Source organism: Providencia sp. PROV129 (genome assembly GCF_028482245.1).
Taxonomy (GTDB): Bacteria; Pseudomonadota; Gammaproteobacteria; order Enterobacterales; family Enterobacteriaceae; genus Providencia; species Providencia vermicola.
Genome location: NZ_JAMPQD010000006.1, coordinates 254,725 through 278,908 on the forward strand (window position 1 = coordinate 254,725; position 24,184 = coordinate 278,908).

The 24,184-nt window shown below is 36.9% G+C and carries 21 protein-coding genes; 15 read left to right on the forward strand and 6 right to left on the reverse strand.

Annotated elements, in window-relative coordinates; translation table 11 throughout:
- Positions 1 to 10: 10 nt before the first annotated feature.
- Genes PSF27_RS04030 through PSF27_RS04040 form a run of 3 tightly spaced genes read left to right on the forward strand, consistent with a single transcriptional unit; the run spans position 11 to position 2,237 of the window.
- On the forward strand, positions 11 to 1,099 hold the full coding sequence (locus PSF27_RS04030) for a lytic murein transglycosylase (RefSeq protein WP_206084207.1): 1,089 nt from the start codon (positions 11 to 13) through the stop codon (positions 1,097 to 1,099).
- 20 nt (positions 1,100 to 1,119) lie between these two features.
- Positions 1,120 to 1,776 (forward strand): fumarylacetoacetate hydrolase family protein, encoded by a 657-nt coding sequence (locus PSF27_RS04035; RefSeq protein ID WP_206084208.1) that lies wholly within the window; start codon positions 1,120 to 1,122, stop codon positions 1,774 to 1,776.
- 20 nt (positions 1,777 to 1,796) lie between these two features.
- On the forward strand, positions 1,797 to 2,237 hold the full coding sequence (locus PSF27_RS04040) for a YcgN family cysteine cluster protein (RefSeq protein WP_206084209.1): 441 nt from the start codon (positions 1,797 to 1,799) through the stop codon (positions 2,235 to 2,237).
- Between the two features lie 36 nt (positions 2,238 to 2,273).
- Here PSF27_RS04040 and PSF27_RS04045 read toward each other — a convergent pair whose 3' ends face one another.
- Complete coding sequence (locus PSF27_RS04045) at positions 2,274 to 3,023, reverse strand: SDR family oxidoreductase (RefSeq protein ID WP_272573650.1); 750 nt, start codon at positions 3,021 to 3,023, stop codon at positions 2,274 to 2,276.
- A 973-nt stretch (positions 3,024 to 3,996) separates the two neighbouring features.
- Between PSF27_RS04045 and PSF27_RS04050 the strand changes: the two genes are divergently transcribed.
- The 7 genes from PSF27_RS04050 (at position 3,997) to PSF27_RS04080 (ending at position 11,934) form a co-directional block, all read left to right on the forward strand.
- Entirely contained in the window at positions 3,997 to 4,455 is a 459-nt protein-coding gene (locus tag PSF27_RS04050) for a hypothetical protein (RefSeq protein ID WP_272680904.1), read from the forward strand.
- 378 nt (positions 4,456 to 4,833) lie between these two features.
- Positions 4,834 to 5,043 (forward strand): hypothetical protein, encoded by a 210-nt coding sequence (locus PSF27_RS04055; RefSeq protein ID WP_272680905.1) that lies wholly within the window; start codon positions 4,834 to 4,836, stop codon positions 5,041 to 5,043.
- 178 nt (positions 5,044 to 5,221) lie between these two features.
- Positions 5,222 to 5,452 (forward strand): putative hemolysin, encoded by a 231-nt coding sequence (locus tag PSF27_RS04060; RefSeq protein WP_272680906.1) that lies wholly within the window; start codon positions 5,222 to 5,224, stop codon positions 5,450 to 5,452.
- A 1,563-nt stretch (positions 5,453 to 7,015) separates the two neighbouring features.
- A complete protein-coding gene (locus PSF27_RS04065) occupies positions 7,016 to 7,636 on the forward strand; it encodes a fimbrial protein (RefSeq protein ID WP_206084215.1) in 621 nt (206 codons plus the stop codon).
- Between the two features lie 114 nt (positions 7,637 to 7,750).
- Positions 7,751 to 8,452: a fimbrial biogenesis chaperone gene (locus PSF27_RS04070; RefSeq protein WP_272680907.1), complete on the forward strand. Its 702-nt coding sequence runs from the start codon at positions 7,751 to 7,753 to the stop codon at positions 8,450 to 8,452.
- Positions 8,453 to 8,461: 9 nt separating this feature from the next.
- Entirely contained in the window at positions 8,462 to 10,948 is a 2,487-nt protein-coding gene (locus PSF27_RS04075; protein ID WP_306803666.1) for a fimbria/pilus outer membrane usher protein, read from the forward strand.
- A complete protein-coding gene (locus PSF27_RS04080; protein ID WP_206084218.1) occupies positions 10,939 to 11,934 on the forward strand; it encodes a fimbrial protein in 996 nt (331 codons plus the stop codon). The genes PSF27_RS04075 and PSF27_RS04080 overlap by 10 nt, the downstream gene beginning before the upstream one ends.
- 182 nt (positions 11,935 to 12,116) lie before the next feature.
- On the opposite strand, the gene PSF27_RS04085 is transcribed toward PSF27_RS04080, so the two are convergent.
- Complete coding sequence (locus tag PSF27_RS04085; protein WP_206084219.1) at positions 12,117 to 12,428, reverse strand: helix-turn-helix domain-containing protein; 312 nt, start codon at positions 12,426 to 12,428, stop codon at positions 12,117 to 12,119.
- 497 nt (positions 12,429 to 12,925) lie between these two features.
- Positions 12,926 to 13,525, reverse strand: coding sequence for a DJ-1/PfpI family protein (locus PSF27_RS04090; protein WP_206084220.1), 600 nt, complete (start codon positions 13,523 to 13,525; stop codon positions 12,926 to 12,928).
- 179 nt (positions 13,526 to 13,704) lie between these two features.
- Between PSF27_RS04090 and grxB the strand changes: the two genes are divergently transcribed.
- The gene (gene grxB, locus PSF27_RS04095; protein WP_206084221.1) at positions 13,705 to 14,343 is read left to right on the forward strand and encodes a glutaredoxin 2; all 639 of its coding nucleotides are present in this window, start codon (positions 13,705 to 13,707) and stop codon (positions 14,341 to 14,343) included.
- A gap of 82 nt (positions 14,344 to 14,425) precedes the next feature.
- On the opposite strand, the gene PSF27_RS04100 is transcribed toward grxB, so the two are convergent.
- On the reverse strand, positions 14,426 to 14,863 hold the full coding sequence (locus PSF27_RS04100; protein ID WP_206084222.1) for an META domain-containing protein: 438 nt from the start codon (positions 14,861 to 14,863) through the stop codon (positions 14,426 to 14,428).
- 15 nt (positions 14,864 to 14,878) lie between these two features.
- The gene (locus PSF27_RS04105; protein ID WP_272680909.1) at positions 14,879 to 15,877 is read right to left on the reverse strand and encodes a 2-hydroxyacid dehydrogenase; all 999 of its coding nucleotides are present in this window, start codon (positions 15,875 to 15,877) and stop codon (positions 14,879 to 14,881) included.
- A 232-nt stretch (positions 15,878 to 16,109) separates the two neighbouring features.
- On the opposite strand from PSF27_RS04105, the gene PSF27_RS04110 reads away from it, so the two are divergent.
- The 3 genes from PSF27_RS04110 to PSF27_RS04120 are packed head-to-tail and all read left to right on the forward strand — an operon-like array spanning position 16,110 to position 19,259.
- Positions 16,110 to 18,710 carry a YdbH family protein gene (locus PSF27_RS04110; protein WP_272680910.1) on the forward strand — a complete coding sequence of 867 codons (2,601 nt, stop codon included), beginning with the start codon at positions 16,110 to 16,112 and terminating at the stop codon, positions 18,708 to 18,710.
- A 49-nt stretch (positions 18,711 to 18,759) separates the two neighbouring features.
- Positions 18,760 to 18,933, forward strand: coding sequence for a YnbE family lipoprotein (locus PSF27_RS04115; RefSeq protein ID WP_206084422.1), 174 nt, complete (start codon positions 18,760 to 18,762; stop codon positions 18,931 to 18,933).
- Positions 18,930 to 19,259: a YdbL family protein gene (locus PSF27_RS04120; RefSeq protein WP_206084225.1), complete on the forward strand. Its 330-nt coding sequence runs from the start codon at positions 18,930 to 18,932 to the stop codon at positions 19,257 to 19,259. The genes PSF27_RS04115 and PSF27_RS04120 overlap by 4 nt, the downstream gene beginning before the upstream one ends.
- Before the next feature lie 72 nt (positions 19,260 to 19,331).
- Here PSF27_RS04120 and PSF27_RS04125 read toward each other — a convergent pair whose 3' ends face one another.
- Positions 19,332 to 19,931: an FMN-dependent NADH-azoreductase gene (locus PSF27_RS04125; protein WP_272680911.1), complete on the reverse strand. Its 600-nt coding sequence runs from the start codon at positions 19,929 to 19,931 to the stop codon at positions 19,332 to 19,334.
- Between the two features lie 229 nt (positions 19,932 to 20,160).
- Here PSF27_RS04125 and hrpA point away from each other — a divergent pair, with 229 nt between their 5' ends.
- The gene (hrpA, locus tag PSF27_RS04130; RefSeq protein ID WP_272681001.1) at positions 20,161 to 24,045 is read left to right on the forward strand and encodes an ATP-dependent RNA helicase HrpA; all 3,885 of its coding nucleotides are present in this window, start codon (positions 20,161 to 20,163) and stop codon (positions 24,043 to 24,045) included.
- Positions 24,046 to 24,184: the final 139 nt, after the last annotated feature.

Sequence of the window (24,184 nt, forward strand, 5' to 3'; positions counted from 1 at the left end):
GAGGATACAAATGAAACCAACGTTATTATATACATTAGTCGCTGGTTTGCTTTTAGCAAGTTGCTCAGCGAAACAACATGGAACGGTTGCGACTCAACCGATTACTGCGGAACAAAGTGCGGCGATTATCCAAGAAGTTGCTGCACTAGATAAAGCGTTTCCTATTGAGCAGCGTGAACCTTCGCAATTTCCTGCTTATGTGGAATTATTGAAAGAACATGCTATTGCTCAAGGGATCAAACCCGCCACGATCGAACGTGGTTTTGCAAATATTCATTTTATCGAACGAGTGGTAAAAGCGGATAAAGGGCAGCCAGAAAAAAGAGCAACGGTCACATTAGCAAGCTACCTGAAAAATGTCCTTCCGCAATCACGTATCAATGCGGGGTATGATAAGTATATTGAAAACAAGGCGCTGCTTGATTCAATTAGCCAAAAATATGGTGTTCCACCGCAATTTATTGTTTCCCTTTGGGGGCTTGAAAGTGGCTTTGGGCGCTCACAAGGAAAAGAAGACGTCATTTCAGCGCTCGCCACGTTATCTTTCGAGGGTCGCCGTGAAGCGCTTTTTAGCAAGCAATTGCTGGCAGCACTAGAGATAATGGATAAGGGGTATATCCCTGAAGACCAGCAATTAAAAGGCTCATGGGCTGGTGCGATGGGTCAGAGTCAGTTTATGCCAACATCCTATTTGTCTTATGCGGCAGATGGTGATGGCGATGGAAAGATGGATATTTGGAATAATAAAGCGGATGTTTTCGCCTCAATCGCCAATTATTTATCAACAGAAGGTTGGCAATCCCAATTACCATGGGGCTACCAAGTCAGTTTACCAGCGGACTTTGGCCGAGCTTTAGAAGGCGTTAAAGCAGAACAAGGCAAAACTGTCAGTGATTGGCAGCAATTAGGGGTTAAGTTACCTGCATTTGCACAACTATCGCCGGATGTAAAAACATGGGTTGTTATTCCGGATGATCCTGAAGGTAGAACATTTTTAGTGACAGAGAACTTTCGCACCATCATGCATTGGAATCGCTCATACTATTTTGCATTGAGTGTTAGCCTGATGGCCGATGGCATCGCTCAAAAAATACAATAACGATAATAGGAGTTACCCTTATGTATCAACATCGTGACTGGCAAGGTGCTTTACTTGATTTTCCAGCAAACAAAGTTGTTTGTGTAGGTAGTAACTATGCCAAGCATATCAAAGAGATGGGCTCAGCTGTACCCGAGGAGCCGGTTATCTTTATCAAACCTGAAACTGCACTTTGTGATATCACTCAATCGATTGTTATTCCAAAGGATTTGGGTGCTGTTCACCATGAAGTCGAAATGGCAATTTTGATTGGCATGCCATTAAAAAATGCGGACGAAGACCGTGTTTCTCGTGCAATTGCAGGTTATGCCGTTGCACTGGACTTAACATTGCGTGATTTACAGGCAAAATTTAAGAAAGCGGGTCAGCCGTGGGAAAAAAGTAAAGCGTTCGATGGTTCTTGCCCAATTTCAGGGTTTATTCCAGTCAATAATCCAAGTGAATTGCAGAATGTTCAGTTATCACTGGAAATTAATGGGGAAATTCGCCAAGAAGGCTCAACGCGTGATATGATCACGCCGATTTTACCTCTTATTAGCTATATGTCCCGCTTCTTCACATTACGTGCAGGGGATGTCATTTTGACGGGAACCCCAGAAGGTGTCGGTCCATTGGCCTCTGGTGATATGTTAAAGCTATCGATTAATGACCACTCGCTGACAACTCGAGTTATTTAAGTATAGGATTGATAAGTATTATGTCGCAGTTCTGGCAGGTTAAGACACTAGATGAAATGACAGATGATGAATGGGAATCTTTGTGTGATGGATGTGGGCAATGTTGCTTACATAAATTAATGGATGAAGATACTGATGAAATCTATTTCACCAATGTGGCTTGCAACCAATTAAATTTGAAAACCTGCCAGTGCAAGCATTATGAAAATCGCTTTGAGTACGAGGCGGATTGCATCAAGCTCAACCGTTATAATTTAGAAACTTTTGAGTGGTTACCAACGACTTGTGCTTATCGTTTATTGCTTGAAGGAAAAAGCTTACCTGCTTGGCACCCGTTAAAAACAGGTTCCAAAGCTGCAATGCATAATGAAGGTGTGTCTGTGCGGCATATTGCCGTTAGGGAAATTGATGTGGTTGATTGGGAAGACCACATCATGAATAGACCAAAAGGTAGGGGTTAACGACTCCGATTTTTCGTTGAAAGTTAGTATTGCTTTTTACTTGATGGCAGAATTGCCGCCATCTACAAACAGCGCAGTTCCTGTCACAAAGCTTGACATTGAACTGGCTAAAAATAATGCGGCTGAAGCGATTTCTTCAGGCTCAGCCAATCTTTTCATAGCATGTAAATTAGCAGCCCAATCTCTTTGCTGTTGATCGCCAGCCATATCTGTATTTACACCGCCAGGTAATAGAGCATTTGCTCGAATATTTTGTGTGGCATAATCCGCAGTGATCCCTTTAGCCAAGGCAATTAAAGCAGTTTTCGCTACGCCATAGGCCGTCATATAAGGTAAAGCTGAGCTAGTTCCTACAAAGCTAGATGTAAAGACAAGTGATCCACCACCTGTTTTAATCATGGCAGGAATTTGGCTTTTCGCCCCCATAAATGCAGCGGTAATATTTGCATTTTGTACTTGAAACCATTCTTCTAACGTAAAGTCCGCTAAAGGTTTTAAAGTACCAACAGAGCCTGCATTATTTATTGCAATATCAAGCTTACCAAATTCATTAAGTGTTTTATCGATGATGGCACTATGCGTCTCTTCTACACAGATATCACCCACATGATAAATGACCTTACCGCTATATCCTTGTATTTCACTTACAATCTTGCGGAGGTTTTCTTCGCGTCTTGCAGTTAAACAGACAGATGCTCCATGTTTAGCAAATAGAAGGGCTGTCGATTTACCTATGCCAGAAGATGCTCCCGTAATAATTGCAACTTTGTTTTTTAATAACATCATGATGCTCCTTAGTTTATGTGTATAAACCATAACTTAGGTGAGACGATAGCAATCTCTGTTTCTTGCTTTATAATTTAATGATAGGAATTTAAATATGTAGAGAGAGATAGGACTATCTTTGATGAATACCTTTTTATGATTTTCTTTAAATATATTCAATGATAGTTGGGCTAAATAGAAGGTCTAATGTGGTTGCTATTTTGGGAAAAGCGGCTCTTATTGCAGTTGAGACGATAGAGCCTTTCTTAGTTTTTAAATTATCACTATTGGTTTTATAGTCATTGTACAAATAGGGACGGAAAGAGAACTGCGTGCCTTTTTTCTATCGGATAACAGGCACGCAGTTTGTTAGAACGTTCAGATAAATAAACCTGTTTTTGCTGGTGTATTAAATATGGGAATAAATGATTCCAACACTCAGTGCTAGAATTGACCAAAACCCGATAAATAGAGTGTACTTCGTTATCATGGAGTTTACTCCTGTTGTTTGATGTTAGTGTATCTACTTAATTTATTTTAAGTTAAATACACAAGTGAATAAGCTAACAAATTTTTACATCTATTACAATGTTGTATAAATTTACATTTAATTTAAAATTTATATAGTCAAAAGTACTTAATTAATTGTTATTATTCGTCAAATTTGCTAGATTTCTTGCTTATTTTCGATGAAATTATGAAATAACATGAAATCTATATATTCACTGCTTTGTTTATGCATCATCTCAGGATGTTCTTCGAATCCAACTTTTGAACCTAATAAGTCTACATGGCCAAAGCCGCATAAAGATTTGCGTACATCGGAGCAAAAGCGCATAGATAGAGAAGCAGTTCACGAACAACAACGCGCCGTTATGAGAGGGGAAAGACCAGACTACGGCGTTTTTGAACGTTACTAGTGGGGGGATTGTTAAATATCCACGATTTTTTATAACTAGCTAACTTATATTGTTCTTATTGTTCCTGATAGGAGGTGAATTTTAATTATGTTCACCGTAAATGGTTTTTACTTATGATTACAACCTTCTTTCGCATACTCTGTTTTTTAATATTGATACTATTTGCGTTTGTACTTGGTGTCTCATTAAACCTTAATCCTCAATTGGATGTAACGGCTCAGGCTAAATTGATGGTGGCAAACTTTATGTATCAACCACAAGCGACAGAGTTTAGAAATGTGAAACTGTATGCAGCAGCTGTAGGCTCCCCTCATAATATAATAGGGAATGTGTGTGGTGAAGTATTCACCTTTAAAGATGAAGCACCTTACCAGTATGAAAAATTTATTATTCAAGTCGCAAAAGATAAAAATAAAAAGAATATTTTATCTTTTCCTTTATTTGATTTTGAAGGTGAGATGATCCCTGAAGCTGATTTTCAAAAAATTTGGCAACAACGTTGTGTGAATGAAATTCCAGTAATGGCACCATAACATTAATATAAAGGCGTAGTTTTTTATTCTCTAATTATAGGTATTAAAATGGAAGCATCCTTACCTGGACTTGATCTAATTACATTATTGGATATCCTTTTTTCTACATCACAGTTTCCTTTATTAGAAAGGTTTAGTCATCATGCATTAATGATTAATTATGCTTTTTAGCTAATCACTCATGATTGCCTTTAAATAGTTAGACTAATTTTTTAATATAATTTTAGTTATCAAATCTCGTCGAAAATAGTTTGTGGTGTTGTTAATACGCTGCGCATTTTTTGTTAAAATATAAAGTGTAATGGTAAGTATAAGCTTTGCTTTTATTTAGGTTGTTAGTTAACATATCCTAAATTAATGTAATCTAAGGGGAACAGAATGAAAACGTTTGGTGTCGTTTTAACGATTATTGGGCTCATTACTGCTTTTCTATCATATAATATGGATGTAAGTATACCTATCGTCTATGGTGAGAATATAAAAGATGCAGGCCTTGCATTTGATAGGCATAATTACATTATTGGGAGTCTTGTTGTTGCTTGCTTAGGGATTTTAATTGTTATTTTTGATAATCGTAAGAAGAAATAATTTAGTTTAGGAATTTATTCATAACATAAGTTGTTTATAGTGCTTGGGCTAGGGCCGTAAATATATAGCCTGGTAATGTTTTTATGGGTCATTTTAAGAAGGCTCATTGAAGGAGTATTGGGATGTTGTTTTTCGTCGTGAGATGAATTGACTTAACTCAACCTAAATAAGGATGTGTATGAAAAAATACCTGGTCTTTTCAGCTTTAGTTTTAGTTGTGGGGTGTACCGCAAAAGAAACGAATATGACAAAGCCGATTGGAATGGCTAATCCGGCTTCAGTTTATTGTGGGAAAATTGGTGGAACATCTGAAATTATTGATACTGGGGAAGGGCAAGTGGGTATTTGTACATTACCTTCAGGTGAGAAGATAGAAGAATGGGCCTTATACCGCAGAGATCAACAATAAATTATCTAGTCTTTCTCCTAAAGCAAAAATCTGTTTTGGTTTTTGCTTTTCCTTAATCAAAAATAAATCATTTTTCACTCACCTTTTACTGTTATTGGCCGATAATAGTAGTGTCGTTATCTATTCGATAGTTATCATGAGTCTAGTATAAATTTTGTAGAGCGTCTTAAGTGCTTCGATGGCAACATTTTTATCGTTTCATATGGCTTTTAATGTTGAACATGATCGAACTATCGTAAATTGTTGATGTAAAATATTTTTATGGGGCATTGTCTCATTATGTTCAAAAAACGATACTAAAATAGAGTTAGCTACTTTATGTTATGTAATAGGGGTAAAAATAGGTCTTATTGCACGAATCGAATATGTATAAAAACGATATGATGCAATTTAAGATAGGATATTGTTTATTTACTGGTCTTTTTTTGATGTATTTAAGGTGGTTGATCACACTCTTACACACTACATGCGTAAATTAAGAATATTCTTAATGCTAAAAATGAAGGTTAATATCTTTTTTTGGGGAGGTGTTCGTTTTAAGAAATCATGATGGTTTTCATATGGTTATGAAATGCGAAAATTGATATAGAACAGTTTGTTTTTTATACTAACTAATGGCTTTTTTTATTCTATATCAAAAACAATGATAATTTTTTTTTACATTGTTTCTATTATTGATACTCTCATTAAGATGTATTACTTGTTTGTGCTGTTGAATGAATAAAGCATTTTATTGCGATTTTATTATTATTTTTCCATCTATTTTTTTTTAGCCTTCCATTTATATATTTCTATTTGGATTAAATCAGATTCAAATAATTCTTTAATTCATATGCATTAAATATTATTCTGTATAAATCTAATTACTGATATGATTAACCCTAAATACTCGTTTTAGGTGTTTTCTTGGGGTTAAGCATAATAATTCGCTATTATCATTTTTTAAATCTTTGAGAATGTAATCATTATCCTTATGAAGATGCATTAAAATAATTTATATTTAATGTTCTGTTTACTATTCTAAATATGATGTGTCTGGATGATATTTTGCGATAAAAAGTATCCAAATGTAAGTCAAATGTCTTTTTTTTCACTATAAGTCAGAAAAACGTGTTTTATAAAAAACCATTTAAGTTTAAATTTAAATATTTAAATTCTAGAAAATTATTATAAATCACTTTTTTATCTAAAAATTGAACTTTTTACGTGTAAATCAGCGAAAACAACACATCAGATGCCTCAGTCAATAGATCATTTTCAATAGGTATCACCTATCAAATAATTTGATATGTAATGATAAAAACGATTTAATAAAATTTAAGTTATTATGTATCCTCTTTTCGAGATCATATAGAGCATATGATTATTAATTGAAAATAGGACTAATTAAGAAACATCTTTATTTGTATTAATGCAGAAGGTTTCAAAATGAAACATAAGCCTTAATATTCGTATATTTATTGTACGATAGGATTTTTGTTTTCATTTTTACCACTAAATAAAACAAAAACTTAATGAGTTCTTGTAAGTGTAAGAATAAAAATCTCATATTAGGAAATGAAAATGAAGAAAGTATTACTGACTGCAGTTGCAACAACAATTATCGGTTTATCAACAGCTAACGCTGCTGGTACAAACGTTGGCGGTGGCCAAGTTAACTTTCACGGTAAAGTGACTGATGTTTCTTGTACTGTTTCTGTTGACGGCCAAGGTAGCGATGCTAGCGTTTACTTAGCGCCAGTTTCATTAGCAGAAGTTCGTGACGGTGGTGCAGACGTTTTACTGAAAGCTAAGCCATTTGTTATTGATGTAACTAATTGTGTTGCTGCAGATGTGCAAGATAAAGCGAATGATGCAGCAATTGATAAAACATTATTAAATGTTAACTGGACTGGTGGTAACTTACTGCAAGGTGCATCTGGGAAATCAGAAGGTTACTTAGCAAATACTGAAAGCACAGGTGCTTCTAACATCCAATTAGCACTATCTGTTGATGATAGCGCTGACTTAACAGGTAAAATTATCCCTGGTAACCCAACACAGAAAAAAGTTACTGGTGATGTGACAAAAGTTGAGAATGGTGCTCGTTTCCAATATTACGTTGGTTATGCAACTTCTACACCTAAAACGGTAACGACAGGTGAAGTTAAAAGCTATGCTACTTATGAAATCACTTACCAATAAGAGATCAGTAAGTTAATTATTTATTAGTGTTATTCCTATGACATTATTTGAATATTAAGTAAATATTACTTTAATAAGCGGTAGCTATACTGCCGCTTTTATTTTGAGGTTTAAATGAAAGCAATAGTTTTTATATTCTGCTTCATTTTCAGTATGCATTCATTTGCTAATAATATTATCGTCAATGGCACACGGTTTATTTACCCTGGAAATGAAAAAGAAATTACCGTGCAATTAAACAACACAGCGGATCGTCCTGCGATTGCACAAGCTTGGCTTGATACCGGTGATGCATCAGAAACGCCAGACACGATAAAAACACCTTTTCAAATTACACCGCCAATTTCACGTGTAGAGGCTAAAGGTGGCCAAACATTACGAATCAAATTAATGGATAAAGGAAGTATTCCTCAGGATAGAGAAAGTTTATGGTGGTTAAATATTTTAGACATTCCACCGGTGGCTAAAGGTAAGGAGGCTGATAATCAGAATGTATTGCAATTAGCGATCCGCTCTCGCTTTAAATTCTTTTATCGCCCAACGGGGCTAGGTAGCCGTGAATTAGCGCCAGAGCAACTTGTCATCAAATCAAGTGGTAAGAATATTATTATCGATAATCCGACTCCTTACTATATTACGGTTACAAAGATTTCAACAGATGGTAAGTCTGGCTTAAATGAAAAAACTGTTTTATTAGAGCCCAAAAGTCAAACAACGGTAGAATTAAAAAAAGTCGTAAGTTCAGGAAGTAACATCGTAATTAATAATATTAATGATTATGGATCAGATATTGCGGTGAAAACTACCGTTAAATAGGAATATATGATGAAACAGCGAGAGTTAATAAATAAATATAGCAATACGCTCTCTGTGACCTGCTTTGTCACTGCATGTATGGTACCTACATTTTATGCATGGAGTGAAGAAGATACAACCTATGAGTTTAATAGTGGTTTTATTATAGGTAGTAAAGAAGACGTTGATCTGGCGCGATTCAATTCTTCAGGAATTAGCCCTGGAAAATATTCAGTTGATGTTTACACAAATAACAACTGGAAGGGGCGCTATGATCTCAATTTTGAAGAGCAGAAAGATGGTCGATTAGCGGTGTGCTACACGCCAGCAATGCTTTCTGACTTTGGTATTAATACTGAAAAATTGAACCCAACACTTAACCAAGATAGTGACAGTTGCTTACCATTAAAAGATTGGAATAATGAAAAAGATGTTGTGGATATTTTCCACGCATCGACACTACGTTTAGATATTTCTGTTCCACAAATTTATGAGCAGCGAATTTCCCGTGGATATGTTTCTCCTCAGTTTTGGGAAACAGGGATCCCTGCATTGAATGTAAGCTATATGGCTAACTATTATGATAATCATACTAGTGGTTCTCAAGGAACTGATAACGCCAGCGCTTACCTTGGATTAAATGCTGGGTTAAGCTTTGATGGTTGGTTGTTCAAGCATATTGGCAACCTTAACTGGCAGCGCCATGATGGTACGAATTGGAATAGCAATCAAACTTACTTACAAAAACCTATTGCAGGATTAAAATCAAAAGCGACTGCTGGGCAATTTTATACAGATGGCGATCTATTCGATAGTATCAGCTTACGTGGTGCAAAGCTGGCGACAGATGACAACATGTACCCTGATGGGATGTCAACATATGCGCCTGAAATTAGAGGTATAGCACAAAGTAATGCTTTGGTCACTGTCAGGCAAAATGGCTCTATTATTTACCAAACAACTGTCTCTCCAGGTCCTTTTAGCTTAACGGATGTTTATCCATCAGGTTATGGGAATGATTTGGTTGTAACAGTAAAAGAAGCTGATGGTAATGAAACGACTTTCAGTGTGCCATATTCATCGTTAGCGCAATTATTACGCCCAGGTTTCACTCGATATCAAGTTGCTAGTGGTAAAGCAGATGCTGATGGATTAAGAAATCGTCCCTTTATTATGCAGGGAACTATTCAGCATGGTTTGAATAATACATTTACACTTTATGGCGGTGTGACAGCATTTGATGACTACCAGGCTTATTTAGTTGGTACAGGTATCAATACTGGATTTGGTGCAGTTGCAGTTGACTTAACACAATCAAGAACTGCATTTAAATATAGAACCGAGAATGGGCAAAGTTATCGTTTAACATTTAGTCGTTTATTCACACAGACAGATACTAACCTAGTATTAGCTGCTTATCGATATTCAACAAAAGATTATTACAATATTAATAATGCATTGTATGCAATAGATAATGATAAGCGTGGCGTAGAAAATACGCTAGGCCGCGAAAAGAATGGCTTTAGCTATACAATAAACCAAAACTTACCAGAAGGGTACGGTGGGATTTATTTTACTGGCCGTATCTCTAATTATTGGGATAAATCAGGAACTGAAGAGCAATATCAACTGAGTTATAACAATAATTATAACCGTCTCTCATATGGTATCGCGCTGATGAGAGTATATGCAGATAATACTAATAATAATAAAAAAGACGACCGTATAAGTTTAAATCTGAGTTATCCCCTGTATTTTGGCGAAAGCCAGAGTGCAACATTGACGTCAAATACAGTATTCAATAACGAAAAATTTGGTTCAACTCAAATTGGTGCGAGTGGTGCATTCGATAAAGAGAATAACTGGACTTATGGTATAAACACTTCGGTTGCAAATGGTGGTGAGAAAAATATTGGTTTGAATACGGGATACCGTACCTCACTCGTAAATACCAACGCTAACTATAGCCAAGGCCAGGGATACCGCCAATTTGGATTGGGTGCTAATGGTTCTATGGTTGTGCACTCGGGGGGAGTGACATTGACGCCTAATAGTTCAACAACATTAGCGTTAATTGAAGCAAAAGGTGCTGAAGGTGCATCCATTATGGGGGCGCCAGGAACTCGTGTAGATAGTAATGGTTACGCTATCGCACCTTATGTAAGAGCTTATCGTATTAACAATGTAGAAATCGACCCTAAGGGCAGCCCAGAAGATATTGTTTTCGAAAATACAACAAGCCAAGTTGTACCTTATGAAGGCAGCGTAGTTAAAATTAAGTTTGGTACTAAAGTAGAAAAAAATATTGCATTTAATGTCGTAAGACCTGGCAATAAATCATTACCGTTCGGTGCTAATGTGACTGATAAAAATGGTGAGTCAATCGGTATTGTTGGGCAAGGCGGAACTGTGTTTATTAGCAGTGAAACCGCGAAAGAAGCATTTATTAAATGGGACAATGGCCAGTGCTCGTTCTCTTTAGAAGCTGGAAACAGCAAGGAAAGTTTATGTCAATAACGAAACAATATCGTTTGTATATCGGAATTGGATTGCTTCTTACTGCAACTTATGCTTCTGCATATTGTAATCGTACTTCGACTCGTACATATGAACTTAATATGCAGATGGGACGGGTCGTGGTAGATCCTAATTTAAATGTTGGGGATACAATCGCTGAACAAACGTGGGATATGAGAGAAAACTCAAGTGCTATTTATGCATACTGTACTCGAAATACACCGATCTCAGCATTAGTTACTATGTCGAGTCTTGTTCCTGTAGGGAATAAAATTTATCAGACAAATGTTCCTGGAATTGGTATGAAATTTCACCGTGAAGGTGCGATAAGGATGACATACCCAGATACATTTTATGCACCAACATCAAGTAACTACTACTTAGCTGGGTCGAAGTTTATTTTAACTTTAGTGAAAACGGCTCCTGTTACAGGATCTGGTGTTATTGCGAGTGGTTACTATACATCTTATGGATATATTCCAAATAACAATCCATTTTTAGTAACGAAGTTAGATGCTGAAGCAATTACAATAGTTTCTCCTTCTTGCCAAGTAGAGGGGGGGAATGAAAAAAATGTTTATTTGGATCCAATTAAACGTTCTCAGCTCAATGGTGTAGGTACAACTGCAGGTGAGAAAAACTTTGATATTAGATTGATCTGTAGTGGTGGTGTTAGCTATTCTGGCTTTGCAAATGTGAATATGACTTTTAATGGTGATGTACCAGACAAGATGAATAACCGACAAGGTGTTTTGATTAATCAAATTAAGTCATCAAATGGAGCGGCTGGCGTCGGGGTACAGGTTTTAGAACGTAATACAAATAAACCACTTATATTTAATGACAAGTATAGAGTTGGAGTCTTAGCAGATCGACAAACAAAGTATCTTGATTTAAATTACAAGGCTCGATACTACCAATATGGCAGTTCAACTTCAGCTGGTGAAGTAAATTCAAAAATGGTATTTAATATCACTTATGATTAATTGAATAGGTTTTTTGAGGAATATTCAAGAAACTAATTAATATGTATTGAGTTTAAATTATTATAAAATGCCAGTTGTTATTATAACGACTGGCATTTTATTTAACTCAAACTATAAAAATAACATGGTGCTGATGCATCCATGTTATTTTTATAATTAATGACTATCTTAATAAAAATTTTTTAGGGACGGTTTTTTATTGGAGCAATGACACTCTCTGCTGTATATTTTAATTCTTGGCTAGTTTCATTAGATAGCTTGTTTTTATTTGATTTTGAACTAGTTGTATAACCATGAAAAAACCATTCGATTGGGCAATCCAAAACTTCAGCGATATCAACTAAATGGTTAATAGGTATTTTATTTATACCATTCTCATATCGAGATATTTGTTGCTGACTTAAATTTAATTTATTAGCTAAATCAGCGCCAGAAAGACCAAGCTCTTTTCTCCGGTTTTTTATTTTTATACCGATAATACTATGAATGTCCATATGACATCCTCGATTTTTGTGAAGGGTTATTATTTGATATTTTTAGTCAACTATTACGAGAATAGTATATTAAAAATTAAAGCGATTTGAAAGTTTTAATGCTCATAATTATGATAAAAATCTCTGTTTATAATAAAATAATTAAAGTCATTGTTTTTAGTGTGGGATATCTACGATATTAAAAGAAAAAATTCACTTTTAATTGTTAATATAGCCAATAAAATTAATAGCACTGGTGTTATCAAGTTATCATTATAATATTATTTCAACAATCTAATTCAGCGTGAATTTTAAATCATTGATTAAAATCAATATATTAAGGTTTTATTAAACGTAAGTATTCAATTTTTTAAATGAGTTAATGCATAGATAATTCATTGTTAATATTCTGATCCTTAATATCTAATCTAGATAATTAAATATTGATTATACTCATTGATAAATAACATAATGTAATAAATGTTCGATAAGGTAGAGTATAAAAACTAAAAAACATCTTATATGATGTTTTTGGCAAAAGGGTCGTTACTCGGATCTTGATTCCATATATATTCCATTCTTAATGCAATGCTTTTAGCTATTTCAACACCATAAAAATCACTGACGATTTGTAGAGACATATCAATACCTGCACTGATACCAGAAGATGTATAAAACTTACCATCATGAACCCAACGTGCAAGCGGTTGCCATTTAACAAGATGATTTAGACTGGTTACCCATTCATAAGCAAGTTTGTTCGTTGTTGCTTTTACTCCATTTAACAGTGAGGTTTTTGCCAGTATGGCAGAACCTGTACAAACCGAAATGGCAGTATCTGCAAATTCAAACTGTGTTTTTACCCACTGGATATAATCTTCATCCATAGAAAGAGGGCGGGAGCCTTGCCCTCCAGGGATCAATATGTGCCGATAGGATGGAGTTGAAATCATGTGCGTATTAACAGTTACACCTTGAGAGCTTGTCATTGGCATTCCTGTTGGTGAAATAAAATCAATTTGGCAATGGTCGAGCCGACCAAATACTTCAACAGGCCCCATCACATCAAGGGTTTCAAATCGATCAAACAGGATAATAGCAATATTGTTTATAGGCATAGGGGATTGATTTCTTATTTTCAAAATAGGTATTCTGCCATAATGCTATTTTTTAGATTGGGATTTTGTGCACTAAACACTAAAGTGTCTAAAAACAAAAATTAATCCCAAAATATGTGCATTAACATATACTAGTATTAAGGTTCTACTGGCGCTTATCACTATCCGTGAGGTGAAAAATGAAACTGTATATCTATGACCACTGCCCATTTTGCGTTAGAGCAAGAATGATTTTGGGCTTAAAAAATATTGCAGTAGAGCAAATCGTTCTGTTGGATAACGATCATGAGACACCCATCCGAATGATCGGTAAAAAAATGCTACCGATCTTAGAAAAAGATGACGGGAGCTATTTACCAGAAAGCCTAGACATTGTGCATTATATTGACCAGCTAAGTGAAAAAAAATACGCTACGGGGGTTTTATCACCACAAATTGAAACTTGGTCTAAAGCCGTATCTGGTGTCGTCTCTAAATTAGTGACTCCCCGTTTTGTCGAAACGGATTTCCCAGAAATAAGCACAAATGAAGCTAGAGCTGCATATAAAGAGAGAACGTCAAAATCCTATGGTGACTTGGCTGAATTTCGAAAAGAAACACATACTTTACTCGTCGAACTCGCACCTCAAATGTCATTATTAGATGTCTGGCTAGAAAACCGCGGCGAGACTATTGATATAAACGATTTTTATATCTTTCCTACGTTACGTAGCCTAAGTATTGTTGCTGGCTTAGCTTTCAGTAGCAATATCCGTAATTATATGGATAAAATGTCACATATCACGAAAGTGGACTTGTTGTTCGATAAGGCTAAGTAGTTTTGAATAGATATAGGTCTATAAAAGCCGTACCCATTTGAAATCACATTAATGAGTACGGTTTTGTATTTAGAATATGAGACTAATTGACGTAATCACGCAAGGAATACACTAATTTGTAATGTCCTTGAATTAAGACGAGTTGATTATTTTTTAAATTAATAGTCGCACCTTCTATAAGCATGCGTTTTAACATGGTATCCCATTTAGACAAATCTTCATCAACACATTCAAGTTCCGTCTTGGTCAGGTTTTTAACGGTGATATTAGCGTTATTAATATAGCCTAATCCATTAAAGTCATTACACATTGAGGCAGAAACAAACATCTTTTCTCCAAAAGCGATGTAAGGAACAGTTTGTTTTGCTTTAATGGGTTTACCGTCAACTTCAGTTAAAACATAGCGATGGTGAACTAAAGCATCTCGAATCGATTTATCGTCGTTCTTCGCATCGACTTGATGTGTTTGGCAAGCCGCTAATAATAAACCCAATAAGGTCAGTGGAATTAAACGTTTCATCAATCCAACGTCCAATTAAGCATTAACAATATTCGGGCAGGCTTTGCCATGGCTAACCTGATCAATATTGCTAAGAGTTGTTTGACTAATACTGGTTAAAGCCTCTTCAGTTAAAAATGCTTGATGGCCTGTAAATAATACATTGTGACAAGATGAAAGGCGGCGGAAAACGTCATCTTGAATCACATCATTAGATTTATCTTCAAAAAACAAATCACGTTCATTTTCATAGACATCCATGCCAAGTGAACCGATTTTTTGTGATTTCAATGCATTAATTGCGGCGACAGAGTCAACTAAGGCTCCTCGACTTGTGTTGATGATCATGACCCCTTTTTTCATCTTACTGAAAGCGCTTTCATCGAGTAAATGATGATTTTCAGGTGTTAAAGGGCAATGAAGAGAGATAACGTCTGATTGTTTATATAAAGTATCTAAATCAACATACTCTGCACCTAAGTCTAAAACTGTTTGGTTAGGGTAGGGATCGTGTGCAAGTAAGCGCATGCCAAAACCTTTTAAAATACGTAAAGTCGCTTGCCCAATTTTGCCCGTTCCGATGATCCCTGCGGTACGATTATGCATGTTAAAGCCAGTTAAACCCTCAAGCGAAAAGTTCGCATCACGGGTTCGTTGGTAAGCACGGTGGATCCGGCGGTTTAGGCACAGCATCATTCCAACCGCATGTTCAGCAACCGCTTCTGGCGAATAAGCTGGAACACGAACAACGTGAATTCCAAGCTCTTTTGCAGCTTCAAGATCAACATTATTAAACCCAGCGCAGCGTAAAGCTAAAATGTGAATATTTAAAGCTGCAAGCTCTTCTAAAACAGCACGATTGGCTTCATCATTAACAAAAATACACACTGCGTCAGCCCCCACGGCATTTTTGGCGGTTTGAACAGTTAATGGAAAATCAAAGTATTCAATACTAAAATTAAATTCTGAGCCTTGATTAACTTGCTCCATGTGCTTGCGATCATACTGTTTGGTACTATAAGAAACAATTTTCATCGAAGAGACTCCAATTTTTAGGAACCAATAAAAATAGTAGATAAAATAGTGTACCTACAAAAGATAAACTCAGAATAAGACAATTAAGTTTGTAAATCACCTAGAAATTAAGAAAATAGGTATCTGTTTACATATGAATATGGTTTATGCTTTTTAGACAACGAGTTAATGTAAAGATTGAATTAAAATTCAACAATCATGGTACTGAGCTAATCTCACAAGGACGAAGTTGATGCAGGTATTTAAAAGAGCTGGCAAAATTTTACTCTGGTTTTTCGGAGGGAGTGCTGTTCTCTTAGCTATATTATGGATAACAGTCGCACGCTGGCTTCCTGTTGTTGCTTCTCATTACTTACCAAAGCCACTTCAATTATCATTTTTAGATCCAAGAATGGCTCAGGGGCAATTACAGATCGCTGAGCTCAGTTTAACAGCAAAGAATTGCAAACTTGTTGATTTGCAAAATGCTCGTCTTTCTTTTTTCCCACTTCATTTAAATATAGATAATGTTAACGTTTCTACAGAGTGTATTAGCGCACTTGAATCGGATGAAATGGCATCTGGAGAACCGCTAAATATTGCTGAGCTGATTGACAAAATTCCTCTTTTTTCTATGGTCATAAATAATATCAATATCCAACCATGGGATGACTACCAGGGGAGTATTTGGTTACGCCGTTCAGATAAAAACATCCCTTTGCAGTTTGATTTTAGAGGAGATAATTTAAGATTATCCTCGCTGATTACTAAAGATAAACAGTTGGTGATCAGTGAGTTCTCGGCATTTTTACCAGAACAACAGCAAACAATAACATTAACAGGTGATGTTCAATTACCACTCATTGCAAGCCAACTTCCACAAAAAGGAATGTTGGAGGCCAATTTTAAATTATTAAGCCCTGAAAAACATTTACAAGCAAAATTAGCATGGCTAGATGAAAATGGAGTGTTAATTGTCACTGACACGGATATGCAAAAAACGGTACTGAATCTTCCATGGGCATTATCACCATCAATAGTTACCGTTTCACAAGGAAAATGGCAATGGGAAGAGGCAGGGATACCCATAGAAGGTGGTGTCAGCTTTCAAATTGAAAATTGGGAAAAACCATTAGGCGATATGATTTTTTCTGGCCGTTTGAATATGTTGACGCAGGCGAAGAAAGGTAAGGGGAATATTGTATTAACGCTACCAGAAACGCATCTTGATTTATTAAATACGGATGTTGATTTTAAGCTAAATGGGCAAGTTAAATATGATGATATGGTTCTTGATATTAATCTGCCTGCGAAAATTTCAGGACAATTAACCTCACCTAAAATCTCTTTACTATCAGGCTCATTATTAAGAGCTTATGGGCGAGCATCGCCAACGATCATGTTAAAAGAGATCCGTTTACCTTTGGCTGGAACATCTTTAAGCGAAGAAGGAATATCGGGAAGGCTACAGGCAATATTAAAAGTGCAAGAGCAATATTGGGGGGACTTTGATATTCACCTTGATGGTAAAGCCAATAAATTTACCCTTGATAATGGTAAGTGGTTTTGGAATTACTGGGGAAATGCCAAATTACCTTCATTAGCAGCACGTTGGGATATTAAGGGCAATGGTAGTTGGCAAGACTCATTAATTACCTTAAATAATCTGACAACAGGCTTCGATCAAATTAAATATGGTTTGTTATCGATGAGTGCCCCACGCTTAAAACTCATAAAGCCATTGCAGTGGCAAAGAGATGGGACAAAAGCTAGCTTTAATGGTGCATTACAATTAACCAGTAATCGAATGCAGTTTGGTGTCGAAAGTTATTTACCAAAAATAACAGTGAACGCGGATATTAAAGGAAAGTCACCTGCTGAATTTCAATTAAAAGGTGATTTAAGCACGCAAGATGTGGGGCCCATTGTTATTTTTGGGCGTTGGGATGGTGAGCGTTTAAGAGGGGAGGCACGCTGGCCAGAACAGTCTGTCACCGCATTTCAAACATTAATACCTGCCGATCTTGGACTCGAACTTAAGCAAGGTAAGTTATTCTCACAAGCGGCATTTTCAATTACCCCAGAGGATGGGTTTATTGCTGGTGGACATTGGCGTGTGGAAAATACAAGTCTTTGGTTAAAAGATGGTGAGTTATCTGGCTTAAATTTTGTATTACCATGGCGTTTAAAGCAAAGCACATGGACTTTTGGGGAAAAATCTCCCGTAGAATTGCGAATTAAAAAGCTCAACAACCTTTTTGAACTGACGGATATTAAAGCCGACTTAGTTGGAACTTATCCGCCAACAGATTCAGCACCACTGAAACTCACAAATGTTGGGTTTAAAATGTTGGGCGGTGATGTCTCTATGGACTTATTACGTTGGCCGCAAACGGATGCATCGACGATACGATTACATCAAATTGAACTGAGTCAATTATTTACCATACTAAAAGTATCTCAATTTGCCGTTTCAGGCAAAGTAAATGGTGAACTTCCGTTTTATCTGAATAATCCTGAGTGGATAGTCAAGCAAGGATGGGTAGAAAACAATGGTCCTTTAACCTTACGGTTAGATACACAATTTGTAGAATCTATTCAAAAAGATAATATTTCTGCGGGGTCTGCCATTGGCTGGTTACAGTATTTAGAAATAAAACGTAGCCGTACCGATGTGAATATCACTAATCTAGGGCAGCTAACGATGAAAACAATCCTTGAAGGCTTTAACGCTCAAGAAAAGAAAAAACGGGAGGTGCATTTAAACTACCAACATGAAGAAAATATTTTTCAGCTGTGGCGTAGTTTACGATTTGGTAGCTCTTTAGAAGAATGGCTTGAAAAGAACCTATGAAGGTTTAAGGAATAACGTGAGTACATTAAAAGTAAGTACAGTGATTATTATGGCTTTTTTCTTAGTGGCATGTTTGCGAGTAGAAGTTGCGACACCAGATAAGCCAATTAATATTAATATGAATGTGAAAATAGAGCACGAAATACAGATAAAAGCTGACAGGCAAGTTGAAGAGTTACTCAAAGAAAACAGCGACTTATTCGGGGAGGTCAGCGATAAATGAGCCGAATAATAAAAGTATTAACTCTGTGTTCACTATTAAGTGTATTTTCAGCATTTTCACTTACGGTGGATGAAGCAAAAGAAAAAGGGGTTTTGGGTGAAACGCTATCAGGCTACTTAGCGGTAGTAAAAACTGAGAATGTTGAAGCCGTTAAATTAGCAGAACAAATTAATCGTGAACGGGAAAAAAAGTACAGCGAAATTGCGTCCAAAAATAACCTTAAAACCAATGAAGTCGCTCGAATAGCAGGGCAAAAACTAGTCGAAAGGGCGAACGCTGGGGAATATGTGCGAGGTATTAATGGTCAATGGCTAAAGAAAAAATAAAAATACGCACTCAGAAAGTGCGCAAAGTATAACAAAATAACAAAGGTAGTTTAGGTTGTTTTGATGATTGATTTAGACAATAAGGCCATTAATATGTTGTTGAGCTTGCTGGTGGGCTTTTTCGACTGAATCATTACCTAAAGCTGTGCCTTCGGCAAAAACAAATTCAATATCTTTAATACCCAGAAAATTTAAAAATAAAGTCATATAAGGCACCATGGTATCTGCTGGGGTATCTTTATATATTCCACCACGGCTGGTTAAGACAAATGCCCGTTTATTTTCCAGTAAACCGACAGAGCCTTGTTCTGTATATTTAAATGTATGGCCTGCTCTCGCAATAAAATCAAAGTAATGCTTTAAGTGTGAGGGGATCGTAAAATTATACATTGGCGCAGCAATAACAATGACATCATGTGCTTTTATTTCTTCAATTAAGGAATTAGACAGGTCTAAATGTGCTTGTTGTTGCTCTGTTTTCGTGTCACTAGGGCCAAAAGCTGCTAAAATTTCACCATCAATGGCAGGGATTGGCTCATTGACGAGATCTCGAACAGTCACAGTGTCCTCAGGGTTCTTTTCTTGCCATTGTTGAATAAAGTAATCGGCTATTTTATTGCTTTGAGAATTGTCTGCCAGAATACTTGATTTTAATAGTAATACGTTACTCATTATGGTCCTTAAATTTATTGATGTTGCTTTACGTATAATCATACGTGATAGCTAACTGATTGATAGAAAGAAAATTAGACTGCCTTCTTCAAAAAAACTGATGGTATTATTTATGTAATAACAAGAACTAAAAAATAAAACGAAATATTGCTGCTATACGACGAAGTAAAAGGCCGTCGTGCATTGTACTTGATTAAAAATAAGGGTTTAAAGCGTGAAATCCATACTGATGGCATTAAATGCTGAAATAGGACAAACTTCACTGCGTGATCAGTGGTTACTGAAAAAAAGAATTCAAGGTATTGCAAAAATCCGTGATGAAAAATCACGTAATGCGGTACTCGATGTGATTAAAGCAGATATTGAATTAGCAAAACAAAAAGTTGCGATAAAAAAACTGAACCCACCTAAAATTGTCTATCCAGATAATCTTCCTGTTAGTCAAAAGAAAGACGTTATCTTGGATGCAATTAAGAAGCACCAAGTGGTGATTATTGCAGGTGAAACAGGATCAGGGAAAACAACACAGATCCCGAAAATTTGCCTCGAGCTTGGCCGCGGTCTCCAAGGTTTTATTGGTCATACTCAACCAAGACGGTTGGCGGCCCGTTCGGTTGCGACCCGTCTTGCTCATGAATTAGAGTGCGAGCTTGGTACTAATGTGGGTTATAAGGTACGTTTTAGTGACCAAGTGAGTGAAACAACTCAGGTCAAATTAATGACAGACGGTATTTTGCTGGCGGAATTACAAAATGATAAATTGCTCCTGCAATACGATACCATCATCATTGATGAGGCCCATGAAAGAAGTTTAAATATTGATTTTATTCTAGGCTATTTACGCCAATTATTACCAAAGCGGCCTGATTTAAAAGTTATCATTACTTCCGCAACCATTGATCCTGAACGTTTTTCTAAACACTTTAACCATGCTCCAATTGTCGAGGTTTCAGGGCGTACTTATCCGGTTGAGGTGCGTTATCGCCCTATAATTGGGGATGATAACGATAACGAACGTGACCAGATTGATGGGATCATTGATGCAGTAAATGAATTATCTGTTGAAGGTAATGGCGACATTTTAATTTTTATGAGTGGAGAGCGGGAAATTCGTGATACCGCAGATGCACTATCCAAATTGTCATTGCGTCATACGGAAATTTTACCTTTATTTGCAAGGTTATCTAATAGCGAGCAGAACCGAATTTTTCATCCTCATGGTGGCAGACGCATAATTTTAGCGACTAACGTTGCGGAAACATCACTCACAGTTCCAGGTATCAAGTATGTTATTGATACGGGTTATGCTCGAATTAGCCGTTATAGCTATCGAACTAAAGTCCAACGCTTACCCGTTGAAGCCATTTCACAAGCATCAGCCAACCAGCGTAAAGGGCGTTGTGGACGGGTTTCCGATGGTATTTGTATTCGATTATATTCAGAGGAAGACTTTCTTTCTCGCCCTGAATTTACCGATCCTGAAATTCTAAGAACTAATTTAGCTTCCGTTATTTTGCAAATGACCTCTATTGGGCTAGGGGATATTGCTGCATTTCCATTTGTTGAAGCACCAGATAAGCGCAATATTCAAGATGGTGTGAAGTTACTCGAAGAGCTCGGTGGTATTAAACCACATAAACAAGTGGATAAAGGCTATCAACTTACGGATATAGGCCGACAACTCGCGCAATTGCCCGTTGATCCGCGATTGGCGCGGATGGTGATTGAGGCGCGAAAACACGGTGCAGTACGTGAGACGATGGTTATTGTATCGGCGCTATCGATTCAAGACCCAAGAGAACGCCCATTAGATAAGCAGCAAGCTTCTGATGAAAAACACCGTCGCTTCCATGATAAGCAATCGGATTTTATGGCGTTTTTAAACCTTTGGGATTACCTCAAAGAGCAACAAACCCAGCTTTCGAATGCGCAATTTCGCAAAATGTGCCGCCAAGATTTTCTAAATTATTTACGCATTCGTGAATGGCAAGATCTTTATACCCAGTTACGTCAAGTAGTGAAAGAGCAAGGCTTTGCAATTAATAGTGTTGAAGCGGATTTTCGAGGGATCCATGTTTCATTATTATCGGGCCTGCTTTCTCATATTGGGCAAAAAGATGCAGATAAACATGAGTTTACTGGAGCAAGGAATGCGCGCTTTACTATTTTCCCAGGCTCTGGTTTGTTCAAAAAACCGCCTAAGTGGGCCATGGTTGCAGAGTTGGTTGAAACATCAAAATTATGGGGGCGTATTGCCGCCGCTATTGATGTTGAGTGGGTTGAGCCTCTAGCGGCGCACCTGACTAAGCATAACTATAGTGAACCACATTGGTCAAAATCAGAAGGCGCAGTGATGGCATCTGAAAAAGTGACATTATATGGTTTGCCAATTGTGGCATCACGGCAAGTGAATTATGGCAATATTGACCCGCTGCTTTGTCGTGAATTGTTTATCCGTCATGCCTTGGTTGAAGGGGATTGGTTAACACGTCATGCGTTCTTTAAAGAAAACCTGAAATTGCTGTCAGAAGTTGAAGATTTAGAACATAAATCTCGCCGCCGCGACATCCTTGTTGATGATGAAACCCTATTTGCCTTTTATGACCAACGTATTCCAAACGATGTGATTTCATCTCGTCATTTTGATAATTGGTGGAAAACAGCGTCAAAACAGCAAGCTGACTTGCTGAATTTTGAAAAGAGCATGTTAATCAAGGAAGATGCAGGCAATGTCTCCGCGCTTGATTACCCCAATTATTGGCATCAAGGTGATTTAAAATTCCGCTTAAGTTATCAGTTTGAACCTGGAACAGATGCGGATGGCGTGACGGTATATATTCCGTTAGCAATTTTAAATCAGGTGCAAAATAGTGGGTTTGACTGGCAGGTGCCAGGATTGCGTCACGAACTGATTGTCGCATTAATCAAATCATTGCCTAAGCCTATCAGACGAAATTTTGTTCCTGCTCCTAATTATGCATCAGCGTTTCTTGAGCGAGTAGCAGAGCCAGAAGGAAATGTATTAGATAAGCTAGAAAAAGAGCTACGACGGATGACTGGCGTTACGGTTGATCGTGATGCTTGGCAGCTTGACCAGCTTCCTGCGCACTTAAAAATGACTTACCGCGTGATTGGTGAAAAAAATAAAACCATCGCAGAGGGGCAAGACCTTGATGTTCTAAAAAGCAGTTTAAAAGAAAAAGTACAAGAAACGCTTTCTGAAGTTGTTGATGATGGTATTGAGCAATCAGGATTACATATCTGGAGTTTTGGCGAACTACCACAACGCTATGAGCAAAAGAGGGGCGGTTATTCAGTGAAAGCCTACCCAGCGTTGGTTGATGAAAAAAACAGTGTCGGTATTCGGGTGTTTGAAACGGAATTTGAGCAGCAACAAGCCATGTGGAGTGGTGTTCGTCGATTATTATTGCTTAATATTCCTTCTCCAATTAAATATCTCCATGAAAAACTACCCAATAAATCTAAATTAGGTTTGTATTTTAACCCTTATGGTAAGGTATTAGACCTTATTGACGATTGTATTGCTTGTGGGGTTGATCAACTGATCTCCAACTTTGGTGGTGCTGTATGGGATGAAGCGCAATTTGAGAAGCTTAAAGAGTTTGCTCGTGCAGAACTCAATGACGTTGTGGTCAATATTGCGAAGCAAGTTGAACAAATTCTAAGCGCGGTGTTTGCCATTAATAAACGTTTGAAAGGGCGGGTAGATTTTTCCATGGCACTAGCACTTTCTGATTTAAAAGCGCAAATGGGGAACCTAGTCTTTAAAGGGTTTGTGACCGCACATGGCTGGAAGCGTTTACCTGATGTGCTACGTTATTTAAATGGCATTGAACGTCGCCTTGAAAAACTGGCTATTGACCCGAATCGTGATCGCGCACAAATGAGCAAAATTGAGCATGTGCAAAATATGTGGCAACAATGGCTAACGAAACTTTCACCTATTCAAAAAAATATACCAGAGGTGCAGGAAATTCGCTGGATGATTGAAGAATTACGTATAAGCCTATTTGCTCAACAATTAGGAACGCCATATCCAATTTCAGACAAACGTATCATTCAAACGATGGAAAGTTTGTCACAAAAACTCTAACGTATTTTTTAATTTGGATGAATAAAACCGCTTTGGGCTTATAGTCTAAAGCGGTTTTTTATGTCTAATCGCATATTACTGACACTTTAGTTACAACATACTATTTTTTGATAAAATTTATATACAATTGCGTAAGTAC

Coding starts and splice junctions, on each gene's coding strand:
- PSF27_RS04070 (WP_272680907.1), top strand. CDS start 7,751: ATGAAAGCAATAGTTTTTATATTCTGCTTCATTTTCAGTATGCATTCA.
- PSF27_RS04105 (WP_272680909.1), bottom strand. CDS start 15,877: ATGAAAATTGTTTCTTATAGTACCAAACAGTATGATCGCAAGCACATG.
- PSF27_RS04045 (WP_272573650.1), bottom strand. CDS start 3,023: ATGATGTTATTAAAAAACAAAGTTGCAATTATTACGGGAGCATCTTCT.
- PSF27_RS04125 (WP_272680911.1), bottom strand. CDS start 19,931: ATGAGTAACGTATTACTATTAAAATCAAGTATTCTGGCAGACAATTCT.
- PSF27_RS04115 (WP_206084422.1), top strand. CDS start 18,760: ATGGCTTTTTTCTTAGTGGCATGTTTGCGAGTAGAAGTTGCGACACCA.
- PSF27_RS04100 (WP_206084222.1), bottom strand. CDS start 14,863: ATGAAACGTTTAATTCCACTGACCTTATTGGGTTTATTATTAGCGGCT.
- PSF27_RS04080 (WP_206084218.1), top strand. CDS start 10,939: ATGTCAATAACGAAACAATATCGTTTGTATATCGGAATTGGATTGCTT.
- grxB (WP_206084221.1), top strand. CDS start 13,705: ATGAAACTGTATATCTATGACCACTGCCCATTTTGCGTTAGAGCAAGA.
- PSF27_RS04085 (WP_206084219.1), bottom strand. CDS start 12,428: ATGGACATTCATAGTATTATCGGTATAAAAATAAAAAACCGGAGAAAA.
- PSF27_RS04090 (WP_206084220.1), bottom strand. CDS start 13,525: ATGCCTATAAACAATATTGCTATTATCCTGTTTGATCGATTTGAAACC.
- PSF27_RS04110 (WP_272680910.1), top strand. CDS start 16,110: ATGCAGGTATTTAAAAGAGCTGGCAAAATTTTACTCTGGTTTTTCGGA.
- hrpA (WP_272681001.1), top strand. CDS start 20,161: ATGGCATTAAATGCTGAAATAGGACAAACTTCACTGCGTGATCAGTGG.
- PSF27_RS04075 (WP_306803666.1), top strand. CDS start 8,462: ATGAAACAGCGAGAGTTAATAAATAAATATAGCAATACGCTCTCTGTG.
- PSF27_RS04060 (WP_272680906.1), top strand. CDS start 5,222: ATGAAAAAATACCTGGTCTTTTCAGCTTTAGTTTTAGTTGTGGGGTGT.
- PSF27_RS04035 (WP_206084208.1), top strand. CDS start 1,120: ATGTATCAACATCGTGACTGGCAAGGTGCTTTACTTGATTTTCCAGCA.
- PSF27_RS04030 (WP_206084207.1), top strand. CDS start 11: ATGAAACCAACGTTATTATATACATTAGTCGCTGGTTTGCTTTTAGCA.
- PSF27_RS04120 (WP_206084225.1), top strand. CDS start 18,930: ATGAGCCGAATAATAAAAGTATTAACTCTGTGTTCACTATTAAGTGTA.
- PSF27_RS04040 (WP_206084209.1), top strand. CDS start 1,797: ATGTCGCAGTTCTGGCAGGTTAAGACACTAGATGAAATGACAGATGAT.
- PSF27_RS04065 (WP_206084215.1), top strand. CDS start 7,016: ATGAAGAAAGTATTACTGACTGCAGTTGCAACAACAATTATCGGTTTA.
- PSF27_RS04055 (WP_272680905.1), top strand. CDS start 4,834: ATGAAAACGTTTGGTGTCGTTTTAACGATTATTGGGCTCATTACTGCT.